This window comes from Rahnella sp. 2050 (assembly GCF_040544515.1).
Lineage (GTDB): Bacteria > Pseudomonadota > Gammaproteobacteria > Enterobacterales > Enterobacteriaceae > Rahnella > Rahnella aceris.
Genome location: NZ_JBEPKE010000010.1, coordinates 78903 through 103882, shown reverse-complemented (window position 1 = coordinate 103882; position 24980 = coordinate 78903). Strand labels below are relative to the sequence as shown.

Annotated in this window: 21 protein-coding genes; 14 read left to right on the top strand and 7 right to left on the bottom strand. The window is 53.7% G+C overall.

All coding sequences use genetic code 11. The annotated features are described in order from the left end of the window. The first annotated feature begins 104 nt into the window (after positions 1-104). Positions 105-2750, top strand: coding sequence for a phosphoenolpyruvate carboxylase (ppc, locus tag ABIC79_RS23630; RefSeq protein WP_013577573.1), 2646 nt, complete (start codon positions 105-107; stop codon positions 2748-2750). Positions 2751-2822: 72 nt separating this feature from the next. On the opposite strand, the gene metF is transcribed toward ppc, so the two are convergent. From metF to metB, 3 genes are all read right to left on the bottom strand, one after another. Beyond that, entirely contained in the window at positions 2823-3731 is a 909-nt protein-coding gene (gene metF, locus ABIC79_RS23625; RefSeq protein ID WP_013577574.1) for a methylenetetrahydrofolate reductase, read from the bottom strand. A gap of 247 nt (positions 3732-3978) precedes the next feature. After that, positions 3979-6414 (bottom strand): bifunctional aspartate kinase/homoserine dehydrogenase II, encoded by a 2436-nt coding sequence (locus ABIC79_RS23620; protein ID WP_013577575.1) that lies wholly within the window; start codon positions 6412-6414, stop codon positions 3979-3981. A 2-nt stretch (positions 6415-6416) separates the two neighbouring features. Then, positions 6417-7577: a cystathionine gamma-synthase gene (metB, locus tag ABIC79_RS23615; RefSeq protein WP_013577576.1), complete on the bottom strand. Its 1161-nt coding sequence runs from the start codon at positions 7575-7577 to the stop codon at positions 6417-6419. Positions 7578-7907: 330 nt separating this feature from the next. Between metB and metJ the strand changes: the two genes are divergently transcribed. Next, complete coding sequence (metJ, locus tag ABIC79_RS23610; RefSeq protein ID WP_004392248.1) at positions 7908-8225, top strand: met regulon transcriptional regulator MetJ; 318 nt, start codon at positions 7908-7910, stop codon at positions 8223-8225. A gap of 170 nt (positions 8226-8395) precedes the next feature. On the opposite strand, the gene rpmE is transcribed toward metJ, so the two are convergent. Further along, the gene (gene rpmE / locus ABIC79_RS23605; protein ID WP_013577577.1) at positions 8396-8608 is read right to left on the bottom strand and encodes a 50S ribosomal protein L31; all 213 of its coding nucleotides are present in this window, start codon (positions 8606-8608) and stop codon (positions 8396-8398) included. A gap of 201 nt (positions 8609-8809) precedes the next feature. On the opposite strand from rpmE, the gene priA reads away from it, so the two are divergent. The 7 genes from priA to rraA all read left to right on the top strand — a co-directional run bounded on the left by priA (position 8810) and on the right by rraA (position 16898). Further along, the gene (gene priA / locus ABIC79_RS23600; protein WP_015690597.1) at positions 8810-11005 is read left to right on the top strand and encodes a primosomal protein N'; all 2196 of its coding nucleotides are present in this window, start codon (positions 8810-8812) and stop codon (positions 11003-11005) included. A 203-nt stretch (positions 11006-11208) separates the two neighbouring features. Next, a complete protein-coding gene (gene cytR / locus ABIC79_RS23595; RefSeq protein ID WP_015690598.1) occupies positions 11209-12237 on the top strand; it encodes a DNA-binding transcriptional regulator CytR in 1029 nt (342 codons plus the stop codon). Between the two features lie 99 nt (positions 12238-12336). Further along, positions 12337-13278, top strand: a complete 942-nt coding sequence (gene ftsN, locus ABIC79_RS23590) for a cell division protein FtsN (protein ID WP_071823634.1) — start codon at positions 12337-12339, stop codon at positions 13276-13278. Positions 13279-13393: 115 nt separating this feature from the next. Continuing rightward, positions 13394-13924 (top strand): ATP-dependent protease subunit HslV, encoded by a 531-nt coding sequence (gene hslV / locus ABIC79_RS23585; protein ID WP_015690599.1) that lies wholly within the window; start codon positions 13394-13396, stop codon positions 13922-13924. Positions 13925-13936: 12 nt separating this feature from the next. After that, a complete protein-coding gene (gene hslU / locus ABIC79_RS23580) occupies positions 13937-15271 on the top strand; it encodes an ATP-dependent protease ATPase subunit HslU (RefSeq protein WP_013577582.1) in 1335 nt (444 codons plus the stop codon). Between the two features lie 94 nt (positions 15272-15365). Then, positions 15366-16292: a 1,4-dihydroxy-2-naphthoate polyprenyltransferase gene (locus ABIC79_RS23575; protein ID WP_013577583.1), complete on the top strand. Its 927-nt coding sequence runs from the start codon at positions 15366-15368 to the stop codon at positions 16290-16292. 120 nt (positions 16293-16412) lie between these two features. Then, entirely contained in the window at positions 16413-16898 is a 486-nt protein-coding gene (gene rraA, locus ABIC79_RS23570; RefSeq protein WP_013577584.1) for a ribonuclease E activity regulator RraA, read from the top strand. Positions 16899-16962: 64 nt separating this feature from the next. On the opposite strand, the gene zapB is transcribed toward rraA, so the two are convergent. Beyond that, positions 16963-17202, bottom strand: coding sequence for a septal ring assembly protein ZapB (zapB, locus tag ABIC79_RS23565; RefSeq protein ID WP_013577585.1), 240 nt, complete (start codon positions 17200-17202; stop codon positions 16963-16965). Between the two features lie 577 nt (positions 17203-17779). On the opposite strand from zapB, the gene ABIC79_RS23560 reads away from it, so the two are divergent. The 3 genes from ABIC79_RS23560 to glpX all read left to right on the top strand — a co-directional run bounded on the left by ABIC79_RS23560 (position 17780) and on the right by glpX (position 21351). Continuing rightward, entirely contained in the window at positions 17780-18628 is an 849-nt protein-coding gene (locus tag ABIC79_RS23560) for an MIP/aquaporin family protein (protein WP_013577586.1), read from the top strand. Between the two features lie 45 nt (positions 18629-18673). After that, entirely contained in the window at positions 18674-20197 is a 1524-nt protein-coding gene (gene glpK, locus ABIC79_RS23555) for a glycerol kinase GlpK (RefSeq protein ID WP_013577587.1), read from the top strand. 143 nt (positions 20198-20340) lie between these two features. Further along, positions 20341-21351: a class II fructose-bisphosphatase gene (glpX, locus tag ABIC79_RS23550; RefSeq protein WP_013577588.1), complete on the top strand. Its 1011-nt coding sequence runs from the start codon at positions 20341-20343 to the stop codon at positions 21349-21351. Between the two features lie 56 nt (positions 21352-21407). Here the strand turns inward: glpX and emrD are convergent, their stop codons facing one another. Next, positions 21408-22601, bottom strand: a complete 1194-nt coding sequence (emrD, locus tag ABIC79_RS23545) for a multidrug efflux MFS transporter EmrD (protein WP_119262196.1) — start codon at positions 22599-22601, stop codon at positions 21408-21410. Between the two features lie 323 nt (positions 22602-22924). Here emrD and fpr point away from each other — a divergent pair, with 323 nt between their 5' ends. Further along, positions 22925-23671, top strand: coding sequence for a ferredoxin--NADP(+) reductase (gene fpr / locus ABIC79_RS23540; RefSeq protein WP_112152574.1), 747 nt, complete (start codon positions 22925-22927; stop codon positions 23669-23671). Between the two features lie 16 nt (positions 23672-23687). Here the strand turns inward: fpr and ABIC79_RS23535 are convergent, their stop codons facing one another. Continuing rightward, a complete protein-coding gene (locus ABIC79_RS23535; protein WP_013577591.1) occupies positions 23688-24110 on the bottom strand; it encodes a DUF805 domain-containing protein in 423 nt (140 codons plus the stop codon). A gap of 158 nt (positions 24111-24268) precedes the next feature. Between ABIC79_RS23535 and ABIC79_RS23530 the strand changes: the two genes are divergently transcribed. Beyond that, complete coding sequence (locus ABIC79_RS23530) at positions 24269-24877, top strand: DUF1454 family protein (RefSeq protein ID WP_013577592.1); 609 nt, start codon at positions 24269-24271, stop codon at positions 24875-24877. Positions 24878-24980 lie beyond the last annotated feature (103 nt).

Genomic DNA, 24980 nt, shown 5'->3' with positions numbered 1-24980 from the left:
AAAAGTATGGCCAGGTTGGCAGGGTGAACGGGGCAAGAATGCCTGACGGGTGAAAGTTATTTACAGAATATAAAAATTAAACGAGAGAACGGGTCAGAGGTAATATGAACGAACAATATTCCGCAATGCGAAGTAATGTCAGTACTTTAGGTAAATTGCTGGGCGACACGATCAAAGATACGTTGGGAGAGCATATCCTGGATCGTGTTGAGAAAATCCGTAAGCTGTCGAAATCCTCCCGTGCCGGAAATGACGCGGATCGACAGGAGTTACTGTCAACGTTGCAAAACCTCTCAAACGATGAGCTGTTGCCTGTTGCCCGTGCTTTTAGCCAGTTTCTGAATTTAGCCAACGTGGCTGAACAATATCACAGCATTTCGCCGCACGGCGAAGCGGCCAGCAATCCTGAAGCGCTGGCGCAATTGTTCGATCGTCTGAAATCCAAAAACCTCTCTGAGCAGCAGTTACGGGATGCCGTTGACCAGCTTTCTATCGAACTGGTGCTGACCGCGCACCCGACAGAAATCGCCCGTCGCACGCTGATCCACAAACTGGTGGAAGTGAATAACTGCCTCAAGCAGCTCGACCATAACGATCTGGCCGATTACGAGCGCAAACAAATCATGCGCCGCCTGCGTCAGTTAATCGCGCAGTCATGGCATACCGATGAAATCCGCAAAAACCGCCCTTCTCCGGTGGATGAAGCCAAATGGGGTTTTGCGGTAGTCGAAAACAGCCTGTGGGAAGGCGTGCCGGCTTTTCTGCGCGAACTGAACGAACAGCTGGAAACCTCACTGGATTACAAAATGCCAGTGGAAGCCGTGCCGGTTCGCTTCACCTCCTGGATGGGTGGCGACCGCGACGGTAACCCGAACGTAACCGCCGATATCACCCGTCACGTGCTGTTGCTGAGCCGCTGGAAAGCGACTGATCTGTTCCTGCGTGATATCGCGGTGCTGGTGTCAGAACTGTCGATGACCGAATGCACACCGGAACTGCGTGAGCTGGCCGGCGGTGCGGACATCATCGAACCTTACCGCGAAATCATGAAACAGCTCCGTTCGCAGCTGACCAATACTCAGGTGTATCTGGAAGCCCGTCTGAAAGGCGAGCGTGTTGCACGTCCTCATGATTTGCTGGTGAAAAATGACCAACTGTGGGCGCCGCTTTACGCCTGCTACCAGTCATTGCAGGCCTGCAACATGGGCATTATTGCCAACGGCCAGTTGCTGGATACCCTGCGCCGCGTGCGCTGCTTCGGCGTGCCGCTGGTGCGTATCGACGTGCGTCAGGAAAGCACCCGCCACACCGACGCTATCGCAGAAATTACCCGTTATCTGGGTCTTGGCGATTACGAAAGCTGGTCAGAATCCGACAAACAGGCTTTCCTGATCCGCGAACTGAACTCAAAACGTCCGCTGGTGCCACGTCACTGGGAACCGAGCGCCAACACCAAAGAAGTGCTCGATACCTGTCAGGTGATTGCCGAAGCGCCGGAAGGCTCGATTGCAGCGTATGTCATCTCGATGGCGCGCACGCCGTCTGATGTGCTGGCCGTACACCTGCTGCTCAAAGAAGCCGGTTGTCCGTTCCCGATGCCCGTTGCGCCGCTGTTCGAAACGCTCGACGACCTGAACAATGCCGACGATGTCATGAAGCAATTGCTGAGCATCGACTGGTATCGCGGTTTCATTCAGGGCAAACAGATGGTGATGATTGGCTATTCCGACTCCGCAAAAGACGCGGGCGTGATGGCCGCATCGTGGGCGCAATATCGTGCGCAGGATGCTCTGATCAAAACCTGCGAGAAAGCCGGAATTGCCCTGACTCTGTTCCACGGACGTGGCGGTTCTATCGGCCGTGGCGGCGCACCGGCACAGGCAGCGTTATTGTCTCAGCCTCCGGGCAGCCTGAAAGGTGGCCTGCGCGTTACCGAACAAGGCGAGATGATCCGCTTCAAATTCGGTCTGCCGGAAGTCACCATCAGCAGTCTGGCGCTGTACACCTCTGCAATTCTGGAAGCCAACCTGTTGCCACCGCCTGAGCCGAAACAAGCCTGGGTGGATATCATGGAACAACTGTCTGACGTGTCCTGCAAAATGTACCGTGGCTACGTTCGCGAAAATAAAGACTTCGTGCCTTACTTCCGCGCCGCAACGCCGGAACAGGAACTGGCCAAACTGCCTCTGGGTTCACGCCCGGCGAAACGTAAAGCCAGTGGTGGCGTCGAAAGCCTTCGTGCCATCCCGTGGATTTTCGCCTGGACGCAAAACCGCCTGATGCTGCCAGCCTGGCTGGGTGCCGGTGCCGGTTTGCAGGCTGTGGTTGATGACGGAAAACGCGACGAGCTGGAAACCATGTGCCGCGACTGGCCGTTCTTCTCCACGCGTATCGGTATGCTGGAAATGGTGTTTGCGAAAGCTGACCTGTGGCTGGCGGAATACTACGATCATCGTCTGGTCGGGAAAGAATTGTGGCCGCTCGGTCAGCAGTTGCGCGATCAGCTGGCAAGCGACATCAAAGTCATTCTGGCGATTTCTAACGACGATCATCTGATGGAAGATTTGCCGTGGATTGCAGAATCCATCGCACTGCGAAACGTCTACACTGACCCGCTGAACGTCTTGCAGGCTGAATTGCTGCACCGTTCCCGCGAGCTGGAAAAAGACGGCAAGCAGGATGCCAACGTCGAACAGGCGCTGATGGTGACGATTGCCGGTGTGGCAGCGGGTATGCGTAATACCGGCTAGTTTTCGCTGACATCAGCCCAAGAAAAACCCGCGAATTCGCGGGTTTTTTGTATTCAGTATCGGGCAAAAAGATTAAGCGCGAACCGGCACGGCGATGTCTGGACGCACACCCAGCGTGTGGCAAATCGCGTAACTCATTTCTGCACGGTTCAGGGTGTAGAAATGGAAGTCCTTCACGCCTTCGCGGCTGAGGATTTTCACCATGTCCATCGCGATATTGGCACCGACCATTTTGCGGGTTTCGGCGTCGTCATCCAGCCCTTCAAACTGGCTGTTCATCCAGTGCGGTACACGCACATTGGTCATCGTCGCAAAGCGGGTCAGCTGTTTGAAGTTAGACACCGGCAGGATGCCAGGCACGATTTCCACGTCAATCCCCTGACCGGCGCAGCGGTCGCGGAAACGCAGGTAACTTTCCACATCAAAGAAGAACTGCGTGATGGCGCGGTTCGCACCGGCATCGATTTTACGTTTCAGGTTAATCAGATCTGACTGCGCGCTTTTGGCCTCAGGATGCACTTCCGGATAGGCCGCGACGGAAATATCAAAGTCGCCCACTTCTTTCAGCAGATGCACCAGATCGGTGGCGTACATTTCCGGCTTGCCGCCGCCTGCCGGCAAATCGCCACGCAGAGCCACAATGTGGCGGATGCCACTGTCCCAGTAATCCCGTGCGATCTGACGCAGTTCATCGCGGCTGGCATCGATACAGGTCAGGTGAGGTGCCGCTTCCAGACCGGTACGTTCTTTAATGCCTTTGATGATGCTGTGCGTACGATCACGCTCGCCGGAGTTCGCGCCGTAAGTCACAGAGACAAACTTAGGCTTGAGGCTGCTGAGACGATCAATAGAGCTCCACAACGTATCTTCCATCTCGCTGGTACGAGGCGGGAAAAATTCGAAAGAAACGTTAATCTGACCCTGTAATTCAGCCAGATTCTGGTTCAGCGCTTCGCGCTGGTTTGCGTGGAAAAAGCTCATAAACACTACCTCATGGATCACTGCGTTTTGATTATGGTTCGTTATAATGGACGTTTGGACGTCTAAACGTATAGATAGAAAATGACGGAAAGAGAACAAAGTGTCAACGTTAAAATGATGGCAGGGGATGATTAATCTTCACGCAAACTGAAAGAATTTCACGTTGCGAAAATGCGGCTGAGGGGAAGCTGAGGAAAGTTAGAGGTTTTTTACGCCTTCCCCTCATGAGAGGGGAAGGCGTAAGGAATTACAGAAGTTGCGTCAGACGATTAAGATCAGATTGCAACGCACCTGCGGTCACGTCACGCCCTGCACCCGGCCCGCGGATCACCAGCGGATTATCGCGATACCAGCGACTTTCGATAGCGAACACGTTATCGCACGGCAGTAATGCGGCCAGAGGATGGTCGTCACGCACCGCTTCAACACCCACACGGGCTTTGCCATTGGCATCGAAACGGGCCACGTAGCGCAGCACCAGGCCCATTTCACGGGCGGCTTCCAGACGTTGCAGCATTTGCTGGTTCAGCGCCTCACCGTCTTCAAAAAACTGATCTACGGAACCGTTCGCGCAACTTTCCGGCACCAGAGATTCCACGCGAACCTGCGTCGGTTCGATGTCATACCCCGCTTCGCGCGCCAGGATCACCAGCTTGCGCATGACGTCCTGACCGGATAAATCATCGCGCGGATCCGGCTCAGTCAGCCCCTGCTGCCAGGCTAAATCCACCAGTTCGGTGAACGGCAGCGTGCCGTCAAATTGCAGGAACAGCCAGGACAATGTTCCCGAGAAAATGCCGCTGATGGCCAGAATGCTGTCGCCGCTTTCGCGTAAATCACGCACCGTATGGTTAACCGGCAAACCAGCGCCGACAGTGGCGTTATACAACCAGTGGCTGCCGGTTTTTGAAAACGCGTCGCGGATCTGACGGTATTTATTCGTGTCCGACGCGCCTGCCTGTTTGTTGGCACTGATGACATGGAAACCGTAGCTGGCGAAATCCAGATACTGATCGGCCAGTTCAGCGCTGGCGGTGACATCCAGAACCACTAAATCGTCATAAGGATGCGCGCGCATCCACAGGAACAGCGATTCTTCGTCATGCGCCTGCGATTCATCATCAAAGAAGGCCAGCGCACGGCTGGCGTCCAGCCCTTCATAATTGAGCAGACTGCGCTTGCTGTCGACCACACCGGCCAGCACAAACTCGAAACCGCTGCGGGCAGAAATATTCTTTTGTTCACGGGCGAACAGTTCCAGCCAGCGTGAACCGATATTGCCTTTACCAAACAGCATCAGACCGATTTGCTTTTCAGCACGGAACAACGTTTTGTGCAGCCCCTGAATCAGGTGCGCGGTCGGGCCGATACGCAGTACAGCCACCAGACTGATACCGTCTTCGGCCTGCCAGATAAACTCCACTGGCTGATCTTTCATTTCCTGATAAAAACGGTGGCTGTGCAGCGGATTCTTGCACACGCCCGCCCCGACCAGCGCCACCAGCGCCAGCCCTTCACGCAGGGTCAGACGCGCCGGAAGGGCTGCCTCTTCGAGAACCTGCAACGCGCTACCCGCCACTTCAGAGGTGTAGCAAAGTTGCAGCAGATTACGGTCAGGATGAATGCCGGTACACAGCGGTTTGATCTGCGCACGTTTAAGCAGCAGCTCAACATCTTTTTGTGCCAGACCAAAATCGTGGCCGGAAGGAATGACCATTTCGATCAGACAAATATCATCATGGCTGGTGACAATTTTCGCGCCGGTACCGGAAGCCAGCACGCGTTCAATACGCGTTGAGCCCTGCTCCGGCTGGTAACTGCAACGCAGTTGCAAATCAATATCGCTGCCGGAAACCGGCTGAAGGGTACGGGTGTGCAGAACCGGTGCCGCCAGACGCGCAAGTTCACTGGCTTCATCGAGACGCAATAACGGCAGCAGGCAGGCATCTTTCACTTTGCGCGGGTCGGCGCTGTAGACACCGGCCACATCACTCCAGATGGTCACACGGCTGGCATTAGCCAGTGCGCCAATCTGGGTGGCGGAATAGTCACTGCCGTTACGGCCAAGCAGTACGGTTTCACCCGCGTCACTGCGGGCGATAAAGCCGGTCACCACCAGATATTGCTGAGGATGCTGCGCGAGAAGTTGTTGCAGCAGCGGATACGAACGGCCTTCATCAACCTGAGGTTGCGCAGCGCGTTCAGCCCGCAGGAATTCACGGGCATCCAGCCAGGCGGCCGGTAATTCCAGCTTACACAGCACTGCAGACATCAGGCGTGCAGACCAGACTTCGCCGTGCCCGACGACTTCAGCATAAATTGCATCGGTCATTTTGCCGTCAAGCAAAACAGCCAGACGTTCGAGATCATGAATAAAAGAAGCAATAAGCGGTTCGGCCATTTCCGGCGGCAACAGACCAGTTATCAAATCACTCTGATAACGGCGCAAAGCCTGCTGAACCTGATGCGCAGAAATTCTGTCTGTCTGGCTGAGCTTCAGCCAGCTGATCAGCTGGTTGGTTGTGCTGCCAGCCGCCGACACCACCATCATGTCACCCGGCTTCGCATACTCGGCCATAATGCCAGCGACACGCAGATAACACTTCACGTCGGCCAGACTGCTACCACCAAATTTGTGCAACTGACGACTTCCCGCCGGCGCTGCAACCGCTATTGCATTCATACTTACCTCGTTGCCACTGACTGGAATGCATTTTCCAGATCAGCAATCAAATCTTCGCTGTCTTCAAGACCTACAGAAATACGGAGCAAGCTGTCAGAAATCCCGGCGGCTTTGCGCGCTTCCGGCGCCATGCCAGCATGTGTCATGGTCGCGGTATGAGAAATCAGGCTTTCGACGCCTCCCAGTGATTCTGCGAGGGTAAATAACTTCAATTCTTTCAGGAAATGGCGCAACTGAGCTTCATCTCCGTTAAATTCAAAACTGATCATGGCACCAAAGCCACGTTGCTGGCGGCAGGCAATTTCATGTCCCTGGTTTTCCGGCAGCGACGGATGATACAGCTTTTTGACCTGCAATTGTTTTTGTAAATAAGCAACAATTGCCAGTGCATTTTCCTGTTGCTGTTTCACGCGAACCGTTAACGTGCGCAAACCGCGCAATAACAGATAGCTGTCAAAGGCCGCAGCGGTAACGCCAATGTTGTTCGCCCACCAGGCGAGTTCTGTCGCATGTTCTGCGGTCTTAGATATTACCGTACCGGCGACCACATCAGAATGCCCGTTCAGATATTTAGTACATGAATGGACGACTAAATCCGCACCAAGCTGCAATGGATTTTGCAACGCCGGACTCAGGAAGGTGTTGTCCACCACTGTCAGGGCACCGGCGGCGCGGGACGCGTCGCAAATCGCCTGAATATCCACCACACGCAGCAAAGGATTGCTCGGCGTTTCAATCAGCACCAGCTTCGGCTTTTCTTTCAGCGCATCGGCCAGCGCCTGTGGATCACCCTGATCCACAAACAGCACGCGATACGCGCCACGTTTGCTCAGGCTGTCGAACAAACGGTAACTGCCGCCGTAGCAGTCGTGCGGCGCAACCAGTAAATCGCCAGGTTTCAGAAAGACCGTACACACCAGATGAATGGCTGACATACCGCTGCTGGTCAGAACCGCACCGGCGCCGCCTTCCAGATCAGCCAGCGCACGCTGGACAACATCCCGTGACGGATTGCCGCGACGTGAATAGTCATGGGCTCTTGGCTGATTGAAATCTTCAAAGTTATAGGTACTGGAAAGGTAGATTGGCGGAACTACACAACCATATTGCTGATCATTGTTCAGGCCACTGCCCACGGCAATGGTGGCTTGCTTGTGCGTCATAATCGTTTCTTCCTGACGAATTGCGAAGGATGAGGATATAAAGAGTAACGTCCGGATTTATAGACGTCAATACATCTGGACATCTAAACTTCTTTGCGTATAGATTGAGCAACAGCGCAATACCCGCTAAAATTATGGCGTTAATGAAGATGTCAGGCAGATCTGTCGTGCCGGGAGACGTAAGCTCAAGGTAACAAAATGAACAGTGCCGCAGGGAAAAACGTGAAATGTCCCTGTTAAATTCCGACATTTACTTAGTGAGAACAGTGAAAATCGGGCATAATCACGCGGTTTTCAGAATTTTATTTTTTGATAAATTTAAGGTGTCCCATGGCTGAGTGGAACGGCGAATATGTCAGCCCTTACGCTGAACACGGTAAGAAAAGCGAACAAGTTAAGAAAATCACGGTATCCATTCCGCTGAAAGTCCTCAAAATTCTCACCGATGAACGCACCCGTCGCCAGGTAAACAACCTGCGTCACGCGACCAACAGTGAATTATTGTGTGAGGCTTTTCTGCACGCCTTCACCGGTCAGCCTTTGCCGAATGACGAAGACCTGCGTAAAGAACGCAGTGACGAAATACCGGAAGCGGCGAAGATCCTGATGCGTGAACTGGGTGTGGATCCTGATACCTGGGAATACTGATCGCAACATCGCAAAGATGTGCTGAAAGACCGTGCGGCTCCCGTCGCGCGTTTTTTCAGTATCTGCGCGAAGAAAGAGAGTGCGGGAACGGGCATTTTATCTGGCGGGACGTCAAACGACAGGTAACAAAAAAGGCGCCAAAGGCGCCTTTTTTTGCTCTCAAGCGAAGCTTATTTGCTGCCTGGAACGCTGAAACGCTTGTTGAAGCGGTCAACGCGGCCACCGGTAGCCACTTCACGTTGCTTACCAGTGTAGAACGGGTGGCATTCGCCACAAACGTCCAGGTTCAGATCGTGACCCACAGTTGAGTGAGTTTTGATAACGTTACCGCATGAGCAAGTTGCAGTAACTTCTACATATTTAGGGTGAATACCTTGTTTCATGGAAAACCTCTTCTTAAGGCCGCGTCGCTATCCAACCCTGTTCTGTCAGACACCACGCGTAGTGGATGATAGGCTTTGAGTACGAAATGCACCAAAGGCGGCGAATCATACAGAATCTCTGACAACCGCGCAATCATGTTCATGCATTTCGAAGGACACAGTGTACACTATCTCGTCATTTTTTTATAGTCTGGACCCCCAATGCCTGTTGCCCACGTTGCTTTACCCGTCCCGCTCGCCCGTACTTTCGACTATTTGTTGCCGCCTGATATGCAGGTTTCAAAGGGTTGCCGGGTCAGTGTGCCTTTCGGAAAACGCGACGCCATTGGCATCGTCACTCAGGTCAGCGACTTCAGCGAATTTGGCCTGGAGAAACTGAAACCGGTGCGGGAAGTCCTCGACAGTTCCAGCCTGTTTACCCCTGATCTGTGGCGCATCTTGTTTTGGGCCGCCGACTATTACCATTACCCGATCGGCGAGGTGCTGTTCCATGCGCTGCCGGTATTGTTACGTCAGGGGAAAGCCGCTGAGCTTACACCGCTGTGGCAATGGTTCGCCACCGAGGAGGGGCGCGCTACGCCGCTCGACAGTCTCAAACGTGCGCCAAAACAACAGCAGGCGATGGCAGCACTGATGCAAAAACCATTGTATCGTCATCAGGTTGCCGATCTTGATCTTACCGATACGGCCCTGCAGGCATTACGAGCCAAAGGGCTGACGGATTTACGCAGTATCGCGCCCGCCACGCACGACTGGCGCCAGGATTTCTCGGTGATCGGCGAACGTTTACGACTCAATACCGAGCAGGCCACCGCCGTCGGCGCGATCCGCAGTGAAGATCAGCAATTTTCCGCCTGGTTGCTGGCCGGTGTAACCGGCTCAGGTAAAACCGAAGTGTATCTGAGCGTGCTGGAAAACATTCTGGCGCAGGGTCGGCAGGCGCTGGTGATGGTGCCGGAAATCGGCCTGACGCCGCAAACCATCGCACGTTTTCGCGAACGTTTCAGTGCGCCGGTGGATGTTCTGCACTCCGGCCTGAACGACAGCGAACGCCTCGCCGTCTGGCTGCGGGCGCGCAATGGCGAAGCGGGCATCGTCATTGGCACCCGTTCATCGCTGTTTACGCCGTTTGCGCGCCTCGGCGTCATTATCATTGATGAAGAACACGACAGTTCTTATAAGCAGCAGGAAGGCTGGCGCTATCACGCCCGCGATCTGGCGGTGTACCGCGCTCACGCTGAAAATATCCCGATTATTATGGGCTCGGCAACCCCGGCGCTGGAAACGCTGCACAATGTTGAACTGGGGAAATATCGTCAGCTCAAACTGACCAAACGTGCCGGAAATGCCAAACTCGCCCGTCAGAATTTGCTGGATTTAAAAGGGTTGCAGCTGAAAGTCGGGCTGTCTCAACCGCTGATCCAGAAAATGCAGGAACATCTGAAAGCCGATAATCAGGTCATGCTGTTCCTCAACCGCCGCGGCTATGCGCCTGCCCTGCTTTGCCATGAGTGTGGCTGGATAGCCGAATGTCAGCGCTGTGACCACTATTACACTCTGCACCAGAATCAGCGTCAGTTACGCTGCCACCATTGTGACAGTCAGCGCGCCGTGCCGCATCAGTGTCCGCATTGCGGCTCAACACAACTGGTCTCGGTCGGCGTCGGTACAGAACAGCTGGAAAACGAACTGGCGCCGTTGTTCCCGGATACGCCAATCACGCGCATTGACCGCGATACCACCAGCCGGAAAGGTTCGCTGGAACAGCATCTGAATGAAGTCCATCGTGGCGGCGCACGTATTCTTATCGGCACACAAATGCTGGCAAAAGGGCACCACTTCCCTGACGTTACGCTGGTGTCATTGCTGGATGTCGACGGCGCGCTGTTCTCGGCAGATTTCCGTTCTGCCGAGCGCTTTGCCCAGCTTTATACGCAGGTTTCAGGCCGCGCCGGACGTGCAGGCAAACAGGGTGAAGTCGTATTGCAAACTCACCATCCCGAACATCCGCTGTTACAGGTGCTGTTGCAGCAGGGCTACGACGAGTTCGCCAGACAGACCCTGGCGGAGCGCAAAAGCGTCTTCCTTCCTCCTTATACCAGCCACATTATGATCCGCTCGGAAGACCACGATAATCAGCAATCTGCGCTGTTCCTTCAGCAGTTACGTAATCTGCTCGAATCCAGTCCGCTGAAAGATGATTCGCTGTGGATCCTGGGGCCGGTTCCTGCCTTACAAGCCAAACGCAGCGGACGTTTCCGCTGGCAGCTTTTATTGCAGCATCCTTCACGGCGCGTTTTGCAGCATCTGATCAAAAGCTCTCAGCCGCTGATTTCAAGTCTGCCGCAAGCCAAAAAAGTGAAATGGACACTGGATGTCGATCCGATTGACAGCTGATTCCAAAAGCGAATTTGCGTGAATAGTCAGGTTTTTTGCGTGATGCATCGAAAAAAGCATCTGGGTCACACTTTTAATGCAAATTAGGTAACAAATCCTACTCACATTCTGTTTAGAATGTGATGAGCTACACATCATGCGTAGCCAGGTGAGGAATGTTGATGTTGTTGTCTCAGTTTGATGCTGTTGCAAGGAGAGAGACGTTGGAGCACAAGAAAGAATTACCCGCCGCAACAATGAAAGATGTGGCTGAACAGGCAGGCGTTTCAACAGCAACCGTATCCCGTGCATTAATGAATCCGGAGAAAGTCTCCGCCGCGACTCGCCAGAAAGTTGATCAGGCCGTCATGGCCGTCGGTTATTCTCCTCATGCCCTGGCCCGCAACCTGAAGCGTAATGAATCACGCACTATTTTGGTGATCGTCCCCGACATCTGCGATCCGTTTTTCGCCGATCTGATCCAGGGGATCGAGCGCACGGCCGCCGAAAGCGGTTATCTGGTGTTGATCGGTGATTGTGCTCAGCAAAATCAGCAAGAGAAAACCTTTATCAATCTGATCATTACCAAGCAAATTGACGGTATGCTGCTGCTCGGCTCTGATTTACCTTTCGATGCCAGCAAAGAAGAACAACGCAATCTGCCGCCGATGGTGATGGCGAATGAATTTGCGCCGGAACTTGAACTGCCGACAGTCCACATTGATAACCTGACGGCCGCGTTCGAAGCTGTGCATTATCTTCTCAAGCTGGGGCATCAGCGTATTGCCTGCATCGCCGGGCCAAAGCATATGCCATTGTGCCAGTACCGTTCACAAGGTTATGTGCAGGCGCTGCGCCGCAACGGACTGAGCGTCGAGAGCAAGCTGACCATTCATGGCGATTTCAGCTATGAATCGGGGGCGCAAGCCGTCACCGAGTTGATGGCCCTGCCCGTGCCACCGACGGCGATTTTCTGCCACAACGATGTGATGGCGATTGGTGCCATGTTCCAGGCGAAAAAAATGGGTCTGCGCATTCCGCAGGATTTGTCGGTTGTCGGCTTCGATGACATCAAGGCCAGCCAGTATACCGATCCTCCGCTGACGACCGTTGCGCAGCCGAGATTCCAGCTTGGCCGTCAGGCCATGTTATTATTACTTGAGCAGTTACAGGGAAATCCGGTACAAAACGGTTCGCTGCTGCTTGATAGCGAGCTGGTGGTGCGGGAAAGCACTGCGGCCCCAAAAGCGTGAGTCCGATTTTATGCTGTTCAACAGTTTTAATTTCAGTAAATGTTCAGGGTTGAGTAACATGACGCACTTCTTCATTCATCACGACACAGCGAAACGATAGTGGCACAAAGAGACTATGTAAGCCGTGGGCGCTCAGGAGCGCGGCGGAAAAGTACCAGCCGGAGTAAAAAACGCAGTTCCACAACGATCTCCAAAACCATGGTGGTGTTAGCCGTTGCGGTACTGGTGGTGTTTGTCGGTGGCCTCTATTTTATTGCGCACAATAAACATGAAGAAGCGACAGTGTTGCCGACGCACGCTGTCCGTCCGGGTAATGGATTGCCACCTAAGCCAGAAGAACGCTGGCGCTACATTAAAGAACTGGAAAACCGCCAGATGGGCGTCACCACGCCGACAGAACCGACGGCGGGCGGACAGGTCGAATCCAAAACACAACTGACGCCTGAACAGCGCCAGCTTCTCGAACAGATGCAGGCCGATATGCGCCAGACACCAACACAGTTGTCTGAAGTGCCGTATAACGACCCGAATCAGGCCACGCAGGCACCGGCGCATACTCAGCGTCAGGTTCAGCAACAGCAGCCGACGTACGCGCAGCAGCAACCGGTAACTCAGCCGCGCCAGGTTCAGCCACAGCCAACGTATACGCCGCAAACGCAGCCGGTACGTGCGCCTCAGGCCCAGGTGCAAACGCAACCCGTTCAGCCAAAACCGAAGCCGCAAGTGAAAGAGCCGGTGAAAGAAGCACCGAAACCGCAACAGCCAGCCACCATTACCCAGGCTGAGCCGGAAAAACCGAAAGCACAGGAAAAAACCCAGCGCTTTGTGGTTCAGTGCGGTTCGTTCAAAGGATCTGAGCAGGCGGAATCCCAGCGCGCCAAGCTGGCATTCGAAGGTTTTGAAGGCCGGATCACCACCGGCGGTGGCTGGAGTCGCGTCGTCATCGGCCCGTACAACAGCCGTTCTGGTGCTGACAGCACACTATCGCGCCTCAAAGGCGCTGGCATCTCCGGTTGCATTCCCGTCGCAACCGGGGGTTGAAAACCCGTAATCCTTCCCCAATCTATACTTTCAATATGCCCCGTAAGTTTGTGAGACACGTTCAGTGTCCCGCAAACCTGCGGGGATCTTTTCCGTCTGCAACGAGGAACCGCTCGTGACAACAATTGTAAGTGTACGCCGCAACGGCAAGGTCGTTATCGGTGGTGATGGCCAGGCCACATTGGGAAATACCGTCATGAAGGGCAACGTCAAAAAAGTACGTCGCCTGTATAACGACAAAGTGATCGCGGGCTTTGCTGGCGGCACGGCTGATGCCTTCACGCTGTTTGAGCTGTTCGAACGCAAACTGGAAATGCACCAGGGTCATCTGGTGAAAGCCGCCGTTGAACTGGCAAAAGACTGGCGTACCGACCGCATGTTACGCCGTCTGGAAGCCCTTCTGGCCGTGGCCGATGAAAACGCCTCGCTTATCATCAGCGGTAACGGTGACGTTATCCAGCCTGAAAACGATCTGATTGCCATTGGTTCCGGTGGCCCGTATGCCCAGGCTGCTGCACGCGCGTTGCTGGAAAACTCCGAGCTTGAAGCGCGCGACATCGTCGAAAAATCGCTGAGCATCGCCGGTGACATCTGCATCTACACCAACCAATTCCACACTATCGAAGAATTGTCTTCTAAAGCGTAAGGATCGAAAATTATGTCTGAGATGACCCCGCGCGAGATCGTCAGCGAGTTAGACAGTTACATCATTGGCCAGGATAAAGCGAAACGCGCCGTGGCTATTGCTTTGCGTAACCGCTGGCGCCGGATGCAGCTTGATGAAGCGCTGCGCCACGAAGTCACCCCGAAAAATATTCTGATGATCGGTCCGACCGGTGTCGGTAAAACCGAAATTGCCCGCCGTCTGGCGAAGCTGGCTAACGCGCCGTTCATCAAAGTAGAAGCGACTAAATTCACGGAAGTCGGTTACGTCGGTAAAGAAGTGGATTCCATTATCCGCGACCTGACCGATTCCGCCGTAAAAATGGTGCGCCTGCAATCTATTGAGAAAAACCGTTATCGTGCTGAAGAACTGGCCGAAGAACGTATTCTGGATGTGCTGATCCCGCCAGCGAAAAACAACTGGGGACAACCTGACGAAGCGCAGGAACCTTCTGCTGCACGCCAGAACTTCCGCAAAAAACTGCGTGAAGGCCAGCTCGACGACAAAGAGATTGAAATCAGCCTGGCATCCGGCCCGATGGGCGTGGAAATCATGTCCCCTCCGGGTATGGAAGAAATGACCAATCAGTTGCAGTCGATGTTCCAGAGCATGGGTGCTCAGAAACAGAAACCGCGCAAACTGAAAATCAAAGAAGCGCTGAAGCTGCTGATCGAAGAAGAAGCCGCGAAACTGGTGAACCCGGAAGATCTGAAAGAACAGGCAATCGAGGCCGTTGAGCAACACGGCATCGTGTTTATCGATGAGATCGACAAAATCTGTAAACGTGGCGGCCAGAGTTCAGGCCCGGACGTCTCCCGCGAAGGTGTTCAGCGTGACCTGCTGCCTCTGGTGGAAGGCTGTACGGTGTCTACCAAGCACGGCATGGTGAAAACCGATCACATTCTGTTTATCGCTTCCGGCGCATTCCAGACGGCCAGCCCGTCAGACCTGATCCCTGAGTTGCAGGGTCGTCTGCCTATTCGTGTGGAACTGCAGGCGCTGTCGACTGAAGACTTCGAACGCATACTGACCGAGCCAAGTGCTTCGCTGACTCATCAGTACAAAGCATTGATGGCGACCGAAGGCGTAACCATTGATTTCACCGCTGACGGTATCCGCCGTATTGCGGAAGCCGCATGGCAGGTGAACGAAACCACCGAGAACATAGGTGCGCGTCGTCTGCATACCGTTCTGGAGCGTCTGATGGAAGATATCTCTTACGATGCCAGCGAAAGCAACGGTATCTCCATAAACATTGATGCAGATTATGTTAGAAGCCACCTTGACCAGCTGGTAGCTGATGAAGATCTGAGCCGTTTTATCTTATAATTTGCTCATACGTTCCGAAAGTGATCTTCAGGGAGGCGTTTGCCTCCCTGATTTTTTTAGATTTCGGACTGATTCTTCACCTGAGAAATCACCTATGAGCACAATCACGCCTTTCACTCCGACAACCCCCGCCCGCGCCTGGCTCGAAAGCCTGCGCCCGAAAACCTTGCCACTGGCGTTTGCTTCTATCGTTATGGGTTCTGCCATTGCCAGCCTGCAAGGCGTTTTCCATCCGCTCATTGCACTACTGGCGCTGCTGACTGCGGGCTGTTTGCAAATTTTGTCAAATCTGGCGAATGACTATGGCGATGCCGAGAAAGGCAGTGACACGCCGGAACGCGTCGGGCCCTTACGCGGCATGCAAAAGGGCCTGATTACCGCCGGGCAGATGAAGCGCGCGATTATCCTGACCATCGCGCTGACCCTTATCTGCGGTACTGCGCTTATTGCCGTGGCCTGTCATAAGCCTAGTGACGTGGTCGGGTTTCTGATCCTCGGCTTGCTGTCGATTGGCGCCGCCATTACCTATACCGTCGGTACGCGGCCTTATGGCTACATGGGGCTTGGCGATATTTCCGTGCTGATCTTCTTCGGCTGGATCAGTGTCGCAGGGACGTTTTATTTACAGGCAGGCTATTTCGACTGGATCGTAATGCTTCCGGCGACAGCGACAGGTTTGCTGTCCACCGCGGTACTCAATATCAATAATTTGCGCGATATCGAAACCGACAGCGCCAACGGCAAGAATACCCTGGCGGTTCGCCTCGGGCCGGTTAACGCACGACGCTATCACGCCATCATTCTGACCGCCGCCGTGCTGTGTCTGGTGATTTTCTCCGCCCTGCACCTGCCTCACTGGACCGGCTGGCTGTTTATTCTGGCGCTCCCAATGCTGGCAAAACATCTGATGCGGGTGATGAAATCGACAACATCCACTGAAGTCCGCCCGTTGCTGGAACATATGGTAAAAACCGCGTTGCTGACTAACGTCTTGTTTGCAGTGGGTCTGTTGCTCAATTGAGTAAAGTTGGCCTGATGTGCGTTTATCAGGTCACTTTTCACATTTAACAATTGATGATTTTGCCAACATCCGCCGGAAAGGGATATACTGAACACTCATGCAGCAACCAGATGAAATCCTATGAAATACGATACTTCCGAACTTTGCGACATCTACCATGAAGAAGTGAATGTCGTTGAACCCTTGTTCTCCAACTTTGGCGGCCGTACTTCATTTGGCGGGCAAATCACCACCGTGAAATGCTTCGAAGATAATGGCTTGCTTTATGACCTGCTGGAAGAAAATGGCCGTGGCCGTGTATTAGTGATCGATGGTGGCGGTTCTGTTCGTCGCGCACTGCTGGATGCCGGACTGGCACGCCTTGCATTGCAAAACGAATGGGAAGGCATCGTGATTTACGGTGCAGTCCGTCAGGTTGATGATCTCGAAGAGCTGGATCTGGGTATCCAGGCGATGGCGGCTATCCCGGCTGGCGCAGGCAGTGAAGGGATTGGCGAAAGCGACATTCGTGTCAATTTCGGCGGCGTCACCTTCTTCTCCGGCGACCATCTTTATGCCGATAATACCGGTATCGTGCTGTCCGAAGACCCGCTCGATATTGAGTGATTTCCTTCTGAGCACAACAAAAAAGGACGCCAAGGCGTCCTTTTTTATTTGGAATATGAAGTAATTAAACTTCTTCCATTTTTCCCAACAATGCACGCAGACGATCCTGCCATACGTGTTGTTCTTCTTTCAGCTGCGCATTTTCACGCACCAGAGACTCATGGTTGCCGCTGGCTTGCTGAACTTCCTGAGACAGGGTGTTGTTCTGCTCTTTCAGTTCTTCGATTTCCATCTGCAACAGAGTAATGGTATCAATCGCTTGCTGAACTTTAGCTTCTAATTTCTCAAATACTTCAAATGACATTTTTCGGTCCCCTTATGTTCGCAAGGCGCACATCTTATGTTCTGCCGCATCGTCCGGACACGGCTCAAAAATTCCTGCACTCCGTCGATTTTTATAACGAATTCATCAGAGAATTGCGCAAAACCAGCGTGTGTCTTAACGGGTGATTGTATGTAGCCAGCTTTGTTCTGTCTACCCGCAACCCCTTTATCCACGCAGTCTGTTGCAATTTAACAGCGCCGGGTATCAGGAAATGCTTAAAAAGCAGCGTCACACACCAGAAATACCGTTTAATGCCGAATAACCTTAGCCGCTGCGCGGGAAGGCACGCTGATGTTCGTTTGTCACAAATGGCGGCTGAAAATGTTAAATCATGGACTTTTTGCGCTGCATCAAGTTCCAGCAATACGCGAAATCGCTCATTTTTATGACACGACACACAAAATTTGATTTCGCTATTTCTCGTTTATGCTCGTTAACGATAAATTCACATTACGTTCTCATTTAATGATGAACGCCAAAATCCGATTACGTTCACAAACGACATAACAGAAAAATTATAACTAACCATTAACATCATCCTTAGCAGGATCAAACTATGAGCCAAACCATGAGTTCCACATTAAAAGGTCAGTGCATCGCTGAGTTTCTGGGTACCGGGCTTATCATTTTCTTTGGTGCGGGCTGTGTCGCAGCAATGAAACTTGCCGGGGCAACCTTTGGTCAGTGGGAAATCAGTATTATCTGGGGTCTGGGTGTGGCAATGGCCATCTACCTGACTGCCGCCATCTCCGGCGCACACCTGAATCCGGCGGTGACCGTCGCACTTTGTTTGTTTGCAAACTTTGAAGGACGCAAAGTTCTGCCTTACATCATTGCGCAAGTCGCGGGAGCTTTCTGCGCCGCCGCACTGGTCTACGGCCTTTACTACAACCTGTTCTTCGATTTTGAGCAAAGCCACAACATGGTGCGCGGCAGCGTCGAAAGTCTGGATCTGGCCGGTATTTTCTCTACCTATCCAAACCCGCACATCAGCGTATTGCAGGCGTTTCTGGTAGAAACGGTGATTACGGCCATTCTGATGGCGCTGATCCTCGGCCTGACCGATGACGGCAACGGCATTCCACGTGGTCCGCTGGCGCCATTGCTGATCGGTATCCTGATCGCGGTTATCGGTGCCTCCATGGGGCCACTGACCGGATTCGCCCTGAACCCGGCACGTGACTTTGGTCCGAAAGTCTTCGCCTACTTCGCTGGCTGGGGCAAGGTTGCCTTCACCGGCGCGCGCGATATTCCTTATTTCCTGGTGCCGATTTTTGGCCCGCTGCTCGGTGCTTCTCTGGGTGCCATCGCGTATAAAGCGCTGATCGGCCGCCATTTGCCAAATCAGATTAATGAGCCGGCAGAAGAAAAAGCACCTCAGCCATCCAAACAGCGTAAGGCCTGATCGGCTAAACTGTTCCACAGCTTACTCATTCGCAGGATGAATATTATGTCAGCAGATACGACTCACGAAAAAAAATACATTGTTGCACTCGACCAGGGTACAACCAGTTCACGCGCGGTAGTGCTGGATCACGATGCCAATATCGTCAGCGTGTCACAACGCGAATTCACCCAGATCTACCCTAAGTCAGGCTGGGTTGAGCACGACCCGATGGAAATCTGGTCATCGCAAAGCTCGGTGCTGGTGGAAGTACTGGCGAAAGCCGACATTAACTCCGATCAGATTGCCGGTATCGGTATCACCAACCAGCGCGAAACCACCATCGTGTGGGAAAAAGAAACTGGCAAGCCAATCTATAACGCGATTGTCTGGCAATGTCGCCGAACTGCTGACATCTGCGAAAAACTGAAAAAAGACGGTCTGGAAGAATACATTCGCCATAACACCGGCCTGGTTATCGACCCTTACTTCTCCGGCACCAAACTGAAGTGGATCCTCGACAACGTTGAAGGTTCTCGCGAACGCGCTAAACGCGGCGAACTGCTGTTCGGCACCGTCGACACCTGGTTGGTCTGGAAAATGACGCAGGGACGTGTTCACGTGACGGATTACACCAACGCTTCGCGTACCATGCTGTTCAACATCCATGATCTGCAATGGGATGAGCGCATGCTGGAAGTGCTGGATATTCCGCGTGAAATGCTGCCGGAAGTTCGCTCTTCTTCTGAGATTTACGGCCAGACCAACATTGGTGGTAAAGGCGGTACGCGTATTCCTATCGCTGGCATCGCAGGTGACCAGCAGGCGGCGCTCTATGGTCAGCTGTGTGTACAACCTGGTATGGCGAAAAACACCTACGGCACTGGTTGCTTCCTGCTGATGAATACCGGTACTGAAGCGGTCGCCTCTAAAAATGGCCTGCTGACCACCATCGCCTGCGGCCCGCGCGGCGAAGTGAACTACGCGCTGGAAGGGGCCGTGTTTGTCGGCGGTGCGTCCATTCAGTGGCTGCGTGACGAACTGAAACTGATCAGCGACGCAACTGACTCCGAATATTTCGCCATGAAAGTGAAAGACACGAACGGCGTTTACGTAGTGCCCGCCTTTACCGGCCTCGGCGCCCCTTACTGGGATCCGTATGCCCGCGGCGCAATCTTCGGTCTGAGCCGTGGTGCGAACAGCAACCACATCATCCGCGCGACGCTGGAATCTATCGCTTACCAGACCCGCGACGTACTGGATGCCATGCAGGCAGACTCGGGCGCTCGTCTGCAGGCACTGCGTGTGGACGGCGGTGCGGTGGCCAACAACTTCCTGATGCAATTCCAGTCAGACATTCTTGGCACCCGCGTTGAGCGCCCTGAGGTGCTGGAAGTCACCGCGCTGGGTTCTGCTTTCCTGGCAGGTCTGGCCGTCGGCTTCTGGAACGACCTGGAAGAAGTGCGCAGCAAAGCGACCATCGAACGTGAATTCCGCCCAAGCATTGAAACGACGGAACGTAATGTCCGCTATAAAGGCTGGCAAAAAGCGGTGGCACGCGTTCGTTCGTGGGAAGATCACGACGAGTAATCGCCAGATATTATCGCCAACACCCCTTTCTGAAACTCCCCATCCGGGGAGTTTTTTTATGCACCTTTCCCGTTGTGCTAAAATCTGCGCCACAGATGAGCCTCGCCTCACCGACCTCTTTTTTTCTTTCTACAGGCTTTCCAATGAAACGTGAATTAGCAATCGAGTTCTCCCGCGTGACCGAAGCTGCCGCGCTCGCCGGTTACAAATGGCTGGGTCGTGGCGATAAAAACCTTGCCGATAACGCTGCCGTTCAGTCCATGCGCATCATGCTCAATAAAGTCGATATCGACGGTACTATCGTGATTGGCGAAGGGGAAATTGATGAAGCGCCGATGCTGTATATCGGTGAAAAAGTCGGTACCGGCAACGGCGACGCGGTGGATATCGCGGTCGATCCCATTGAAGGTACACGCATGACCGCCATGGGCCAGTCCAATGCACTGGCTGTGCTGGCAGTTGGCGACAAAGGTTCGTTCCTCAATGCACCCGACATGTACATGGAAAAGATCGCCGTCGGGCCGGGCGCAAAAGGCGCAATTAATCTCGAACTGACGCTGGCAGAGAATCTGGCCAATATTGCTAAAGCGCTGGATAAACCGCTGACCGAACTGACCGTCGCTGTTCTGGCAAAACCCCGTCACGACGACGCCATCCGCGAAATGCTGGCGTCAGGCGTGCGTGTGTTCGCATTCCCGGACGGCGATGTGGCGGCGACAATCCTGACCTGCATGCCGGAAAGTGAAGTGGATGTGCTGTATGGCATCGGCGGTGCGCCGGAAGGCGTGATTTCCGCTGCGGTGATCCGTGCGCTGGATGGCGATATGCAGGGCCGTTTGCTGGCGCGTCATGATGTGAAAGGCGATACACCGGAAAACCGTCGTATCGGCGAAGAAGAGCTGGCGCGCTGTAAAGCGATGGGGATCGAGGCCGGTAAAGTGCTGCTGCTGGATGATATGGCGCGTAACGATAACGTGATTTTCTCCGCGACCGGTATTACCAAAGGCGACCTGCTGGAAGGCATCAGCCGTCAGGGAAACATGGCGACCACCGAGACGCTGCTGATCCGCGGAAAATCCCGCACCATCCGCCGTATCCGCTCGACCCATTACCTCGACCGAAAAGACGCTGCGCTGCACGAATTTATTATCTGATCAACTTCCTTCCGGTCATCAAAAAGCAGGGCCATCAGCGCCCTGCTTTTGCACCATCAGGCAGTATGTCCTTCATGCTGGCTACGGTTCGACATCGGCCACCAGCACAGTAAAATCAGCAATGCCATCGTAAACATCAGTAACCCGAGGCTGAACTGACCGGTTTGCGGCAACATCGCCGACATCCATGCTACCAGCCCTGACCCCATATTCTGCAATCCGCCAACCAGCGCACCGGCCGCGCCCGCCAGATACGGGAAAGGCTCCATTGCACCGGTGGTCGCCAGCGGGAACAACATGCCAGCGCCAAAGAAAAACAGCGAAGCCGGCACCACCAGCGTCCAGATATTCATGATACCCAGCCAGCCAGGGATCCACATCGCCAGACCGGCCAGCAGACAACTGATGACCGAATGCCACATCAGTTGCTGGAAACTTTTCTCCGCCCGCCCGGCATACCAGGCACCAAAGAAGGCAGCAGGGATCGGCAGGATAAACAGTACGCTGACCATCACACCGCTCAGCCCGAGGACACCGCCCATCAGCACACCGCAACTGGCTTCAAACACCGCCACACCGGCCAGTGCACCGACCAGCATCACCAGATAGCGGCTGAAATTGGCGTCGGCCAGCAATAAACGCAGGCTGCCCAGCATGTTGCGCGGCGGATGGTCGGCAGTGAATTCCGGACGAGTTTCCGGCAACCAGCGGTACATCGAAAACGCCACACCGGCGCACAGAATCAGCAGGAAACCAAAACTGGCCCGCCAGCCTAACCACGCTGACAGTGCGCCACCAATCACCGGCGCCAGCAGCGGGCTGATCAGAATGCCCATGTTCAGCAGGCTGTTGGCATGGCGCAACGCGCCGCCACTGTAGAGATCACGCGGCATGGTTCTCGCCATTACGCCCGCCACACCGGTGCCCAACCCCTGAATGGCTGCAAAGGCGATCAGCATATTCAGGCTCGTTGACATCATCGCGCCCGCCGCACCAATCAGGAAAATCATCAGGCCGGTGAGGATCACCGGTTTACGGCCAATATTATCGGAAAGCGGGCCGTAAACCAGTTGCGAGCCGCCGTATGTCAGCAGATAGGCTGCCATCACCCGCTGTACCGCGCCCGGTTTCACGGCCAGACTGGTGGCCATGTCCGCGATATTCGGCACATAAATGGTTTGTGCCATTTGCCCGACAGCCACCAGCAAAATGAGCATGATAAGCAGGTGGATATTTTCCAGATTTTTCATTTTTCAGTTCATTATCAAATAAGATTGGAAAAGTGCAGAACAAATAACCAGTAAATTCAGCCAGACTACAGCGGCGCATAAGTTAACAAATTAATATGAATAAGCGAGTGTTGTAGGAAACTCTTCTCAACCTGTACTGGCAGCAGCGGGAACCACATGTGTAACGCAGGGTGTACGAAAATCGATATTGGCTAACGGGTGATGAACAGGCTGATAACATTTAACCGATACGGGATTCGGAAAATTTGAAATAAAATCAGGACATAATTTTGCAATTCATATTTCTCACTACATGAAGAAATCAGAAACCACGGGAGTTTTTTATGGCTGATTGGGTGACAGGAAAAGTCAAAAAAGTTGAGCACTGGACAGACAATTTGTTCAGCATCACGGTCAATGCGCCCATCGATCCTTTTACCGCTGGCCAGTTCGCCAAACTTTCGCTGGATATTGACGGCGAGCGGGTGCAGCGCGCGTATTCCTATGTAAACCCACCCTCCAGCGGCGAACTGGAGTTTTATCTGGTGAATGTGCCGGAAGGAAAACTCAGCCCGCGGCTTCACGTGATGCAGCCCGGTGACGAAATCAACATCACCAAAGAAGCCGCCGGATTTTTCGTGGTTGAAGAAGTGCCTGAATGCGCGACCCTGTGGATGCTGGCAACCGGTACCGCTATCGGGCCGTATCTGTCTATTTTGCAGGAAGGTATCGGACTGGAGCGGTTCAAGAATATTGTTCTGGTTCACGCGGCACGCTTTGCAGCAGATCTCAGCTATCTGCCATTAATGCAGCAACTGCAACGCCGTTATGAGGGCAAACTCCATATCCAGACCGTGGTCAGTCGCGAGGAGATTTCCGGTTCGCTGACCGGTCGCGTGCCTGCGCTGATTGAAAGTGGTGCACTGGAAGCGGCTGTCGGCCTTAAGATGCTGGCAGAGGACAGCCACGTGATGTTGTGCGGCAATCCGCAGATGGTTCGCGATACCCAGCAAGTACTGAAAGACACGCGGGGTATGCGCAAACATCTCAAACGTAAGCCTGGCCATATGACCAGCGAGCATTACTGGTAAGTCTGTTACCGCGAAACTAGCGGAATTTAACGTCGTCCGGTTCCGGGCCAAAGCGATTTGCGCCCGGTGTGCCGGTAAAACCGCCGCAGTCGATCAGCAACATGATGAAAATCACTGATGGCGCGAGCCGGCCCAGAACCCAGCTCCACGTCTGCGGCATCGCCGCTGCCCAGTTACCCGCCACCAGCATCCACGCCAGCACAAACAGCAGCGCCCACCAGGCCGATTTATTGCGGTCATGCAATCTTTTCACCAACACTGCGGCAGTCGGCCACAGTAAAACCACCAGCGCGAATCCGGCGGACTGATAGGTAATCCATTCCTGTGCGGCAAAAAAGAAATCAACCACCATCAGAATCAACCAGCTAACCATCCAGAGCCAGAAATCGCGGCGGCCCAGGCGGCCGTTAAAAGAAAACAGTGCATGCTGTAACGTCATTGGCAGTCCGTTCCGTAAAGTACAAGAGGAGTAAAATATTAAAACAGGCGGAGTGTAACTCACGGGCAGCGATGACGAGAATCTTTACGCACTCCTTTTGACATTACCCCCCGTTCCCCGCTTTAATCGGACTGTTGAAACAAAATAAGAAACGCCCTATGACTGTTGCTCAATCCTTATTACGACTGGCGCTGCCCGCGCTGCTTATGCTCGCTTGCCAGAATAGTGCACTCGCCGATCCGCCGGTCGATCACTCTGGCGCAGAGGAGATGCCAAAAGCCCCTTACCTGCTTGCTGGCGCACCCACCTTTGAAACGACGCTGATCAATTTTCGCGCCAAATACAATGAAGCCAATCCGACCCAGCAGATTGGCGAGTTCCGGTCGATCAGTGATAAATCTCCAAACAGTTCCCTGACCCGCGCTGCCAGCAAGATTAATGAAAACCTGTATGCCTCGACCGCACTGGAAAAAGGCACCGGTAAAATCAAAACGCTGCAAATCACCTATCTGCCGATTCAGGGGGCTGAAGAAAAGGCCGCACGCACGCTGGCGATAAGCTATATGGCTAACCTGATGCGTCAGTTCGACGCCACATTATCCACCGAGCAAAGCGTGGCAAGAGTCGCTTCTCTGATCGAAAAAGGAAAAGGTCAGCAGTTTTATAAGCAGGAGGTAGGCGCGGTGCGTTTTGTCATTTCAGACAATGGCGAAAAAGGACTGACATTCGCCGTTGAGCCGGTCAAGCTGGCGCTTGCTGAGCCGTGAGATGACGGTTTTTAATGACAAAAAGCAAAGCCTTTATGACCAATGATCTCTATACTGTTGCACAGGTAATCTGCTTATTTGGCAGAAATTTTAATCGACACTC

What these genes read in the sequence shown, in the direction of transcription:
- ABIC79_RS23535 (WP_013577591.1), bottom strand. Translation starts at nt 24,110, where the DNA reads ATGACGTTACAGCATGCACTGTTTTCTTTTAACGGCCGCCTGGGCCGC.
- priA (WP_015690597.1), top strand. Translation starts at nt 8,810, where the DNA reads ATGCCTGTTGCCCACGTTGCTTTACCCGTCCCGCTCGCCCGTACTTTC.
- rpmE (WP_013577577.1), bottom strand. Translation starts at nt 8,608, where the DNA reads ATGAAACAAGGTATTCACCCTAAATATGTAGAAGTTACTGCAACTTGC.
- glpK (WP_013577587.1), top strand. Translation starts at nt 18,674, where the DNA reads ATGTCAGCAGATACGACTCACGAAAAAAAATACATTGTTGCACTCGAC.
- ABIC79_RS23575 (WP_013577583.1), top strand. Translation starts at nt 15,366, where the DNA reads ATGAGCACAATCACGCCTTTCACTCCGACAACCCCCGCCCGCGCCTGG.
- ABIC79_RS23530 (WP_013577592.1), top strand. Translation starts at nt 24,269, where the DNA reads ATGACTGTTGCTCAATCCTTATTACGACTGGCGCTGCCCGCGCTGCTT.
- emrD (WP_119262196.1), bottom strand. Translation starts at nt 22,601, where the DNA reads ATGAAAAATCTGGAAAATATCCACCTGCTTATCATGCTCATTTTGCTG.
- rraA (WP_013577584.1), top strand. Translation starts at nt 16,413, where the DNA reads ATGAAATACGATACTTCCGAACTTTGCGACATCTACCATGAAGAAGTG.
- metJ (WP_004392248.1), top strand. Translation starts at nt 7,908, where the DNA reads ATGGCTGAGTGGAACGGCGAATATGTCAGCCCTTACGCTGAACACGGT.
- ppc (WP_013577573.1), top strand. Translation starts at nt 105, where the DNA reads ATGAACGAACAATATTCCGCAATGCGAAGTAATGTCAGTACTTTAGGT.
- ABIC79_RS23620 (WP_013577575.1), bottom strand. Translation starts at nt 6,414, where the DNA reads ATGAATGCAATAGCGGTTGCAGCGCCGGCGGGAAGTCGTCAGTTGCAC.
- zapB (WP_013577585.1), bottom strand. Translation starts at nt 17,202, where the DNA reads ATGTCATTTGAAGTATTTGAGAAATTAGAAGCTAAAGTTCAGCAAGCG.
- hslU (WP_013577582.1), top strand. Translation starts at nt 13,937, where the DNA reads ATGTCTGAGATGACCCCGCGCGAGATCGTCAGCGAGTTAGACAGTTAC.
- metF (WP_013577574.1), bottom strand. Translation starts at nt 3,731, where the DNA reads ATGAGCTTTTTCCACGCAAACCAGCGCGAAGCGCTGAACCAGAATCTG.
- ABIC79_RS23560 (WP_013577586.1), top strand. Translation starts at nt 17,780, where the DNA reads ATGAGCCAAACCATGAGTTCCACATTAAAAGGTCAGTGCATCGCTGAG.
- fpr (WP_112152574.1), top strand. Translation starts at nt 22,925, where the DNA reads ATGGCTGATTGGGTGACAGGAAAAGTCAAAAAAGTTGAGCACTGGACA.
- glpX (WP_013577588.1), top strand. Translation starts at nt 20,341, where the DNA reads ATGAAACGTGAATTAGCAATCGAGTTCTCCCGCGTGACCGAAGCTGCC.
- metB (WP_013577576.1), bottom strand. Translation starts at nt 7,577, where the DNA reads ATGACGCACAAGCAAGCCACCATTGCCGTGGGCAGTGGCCTGAACAAT.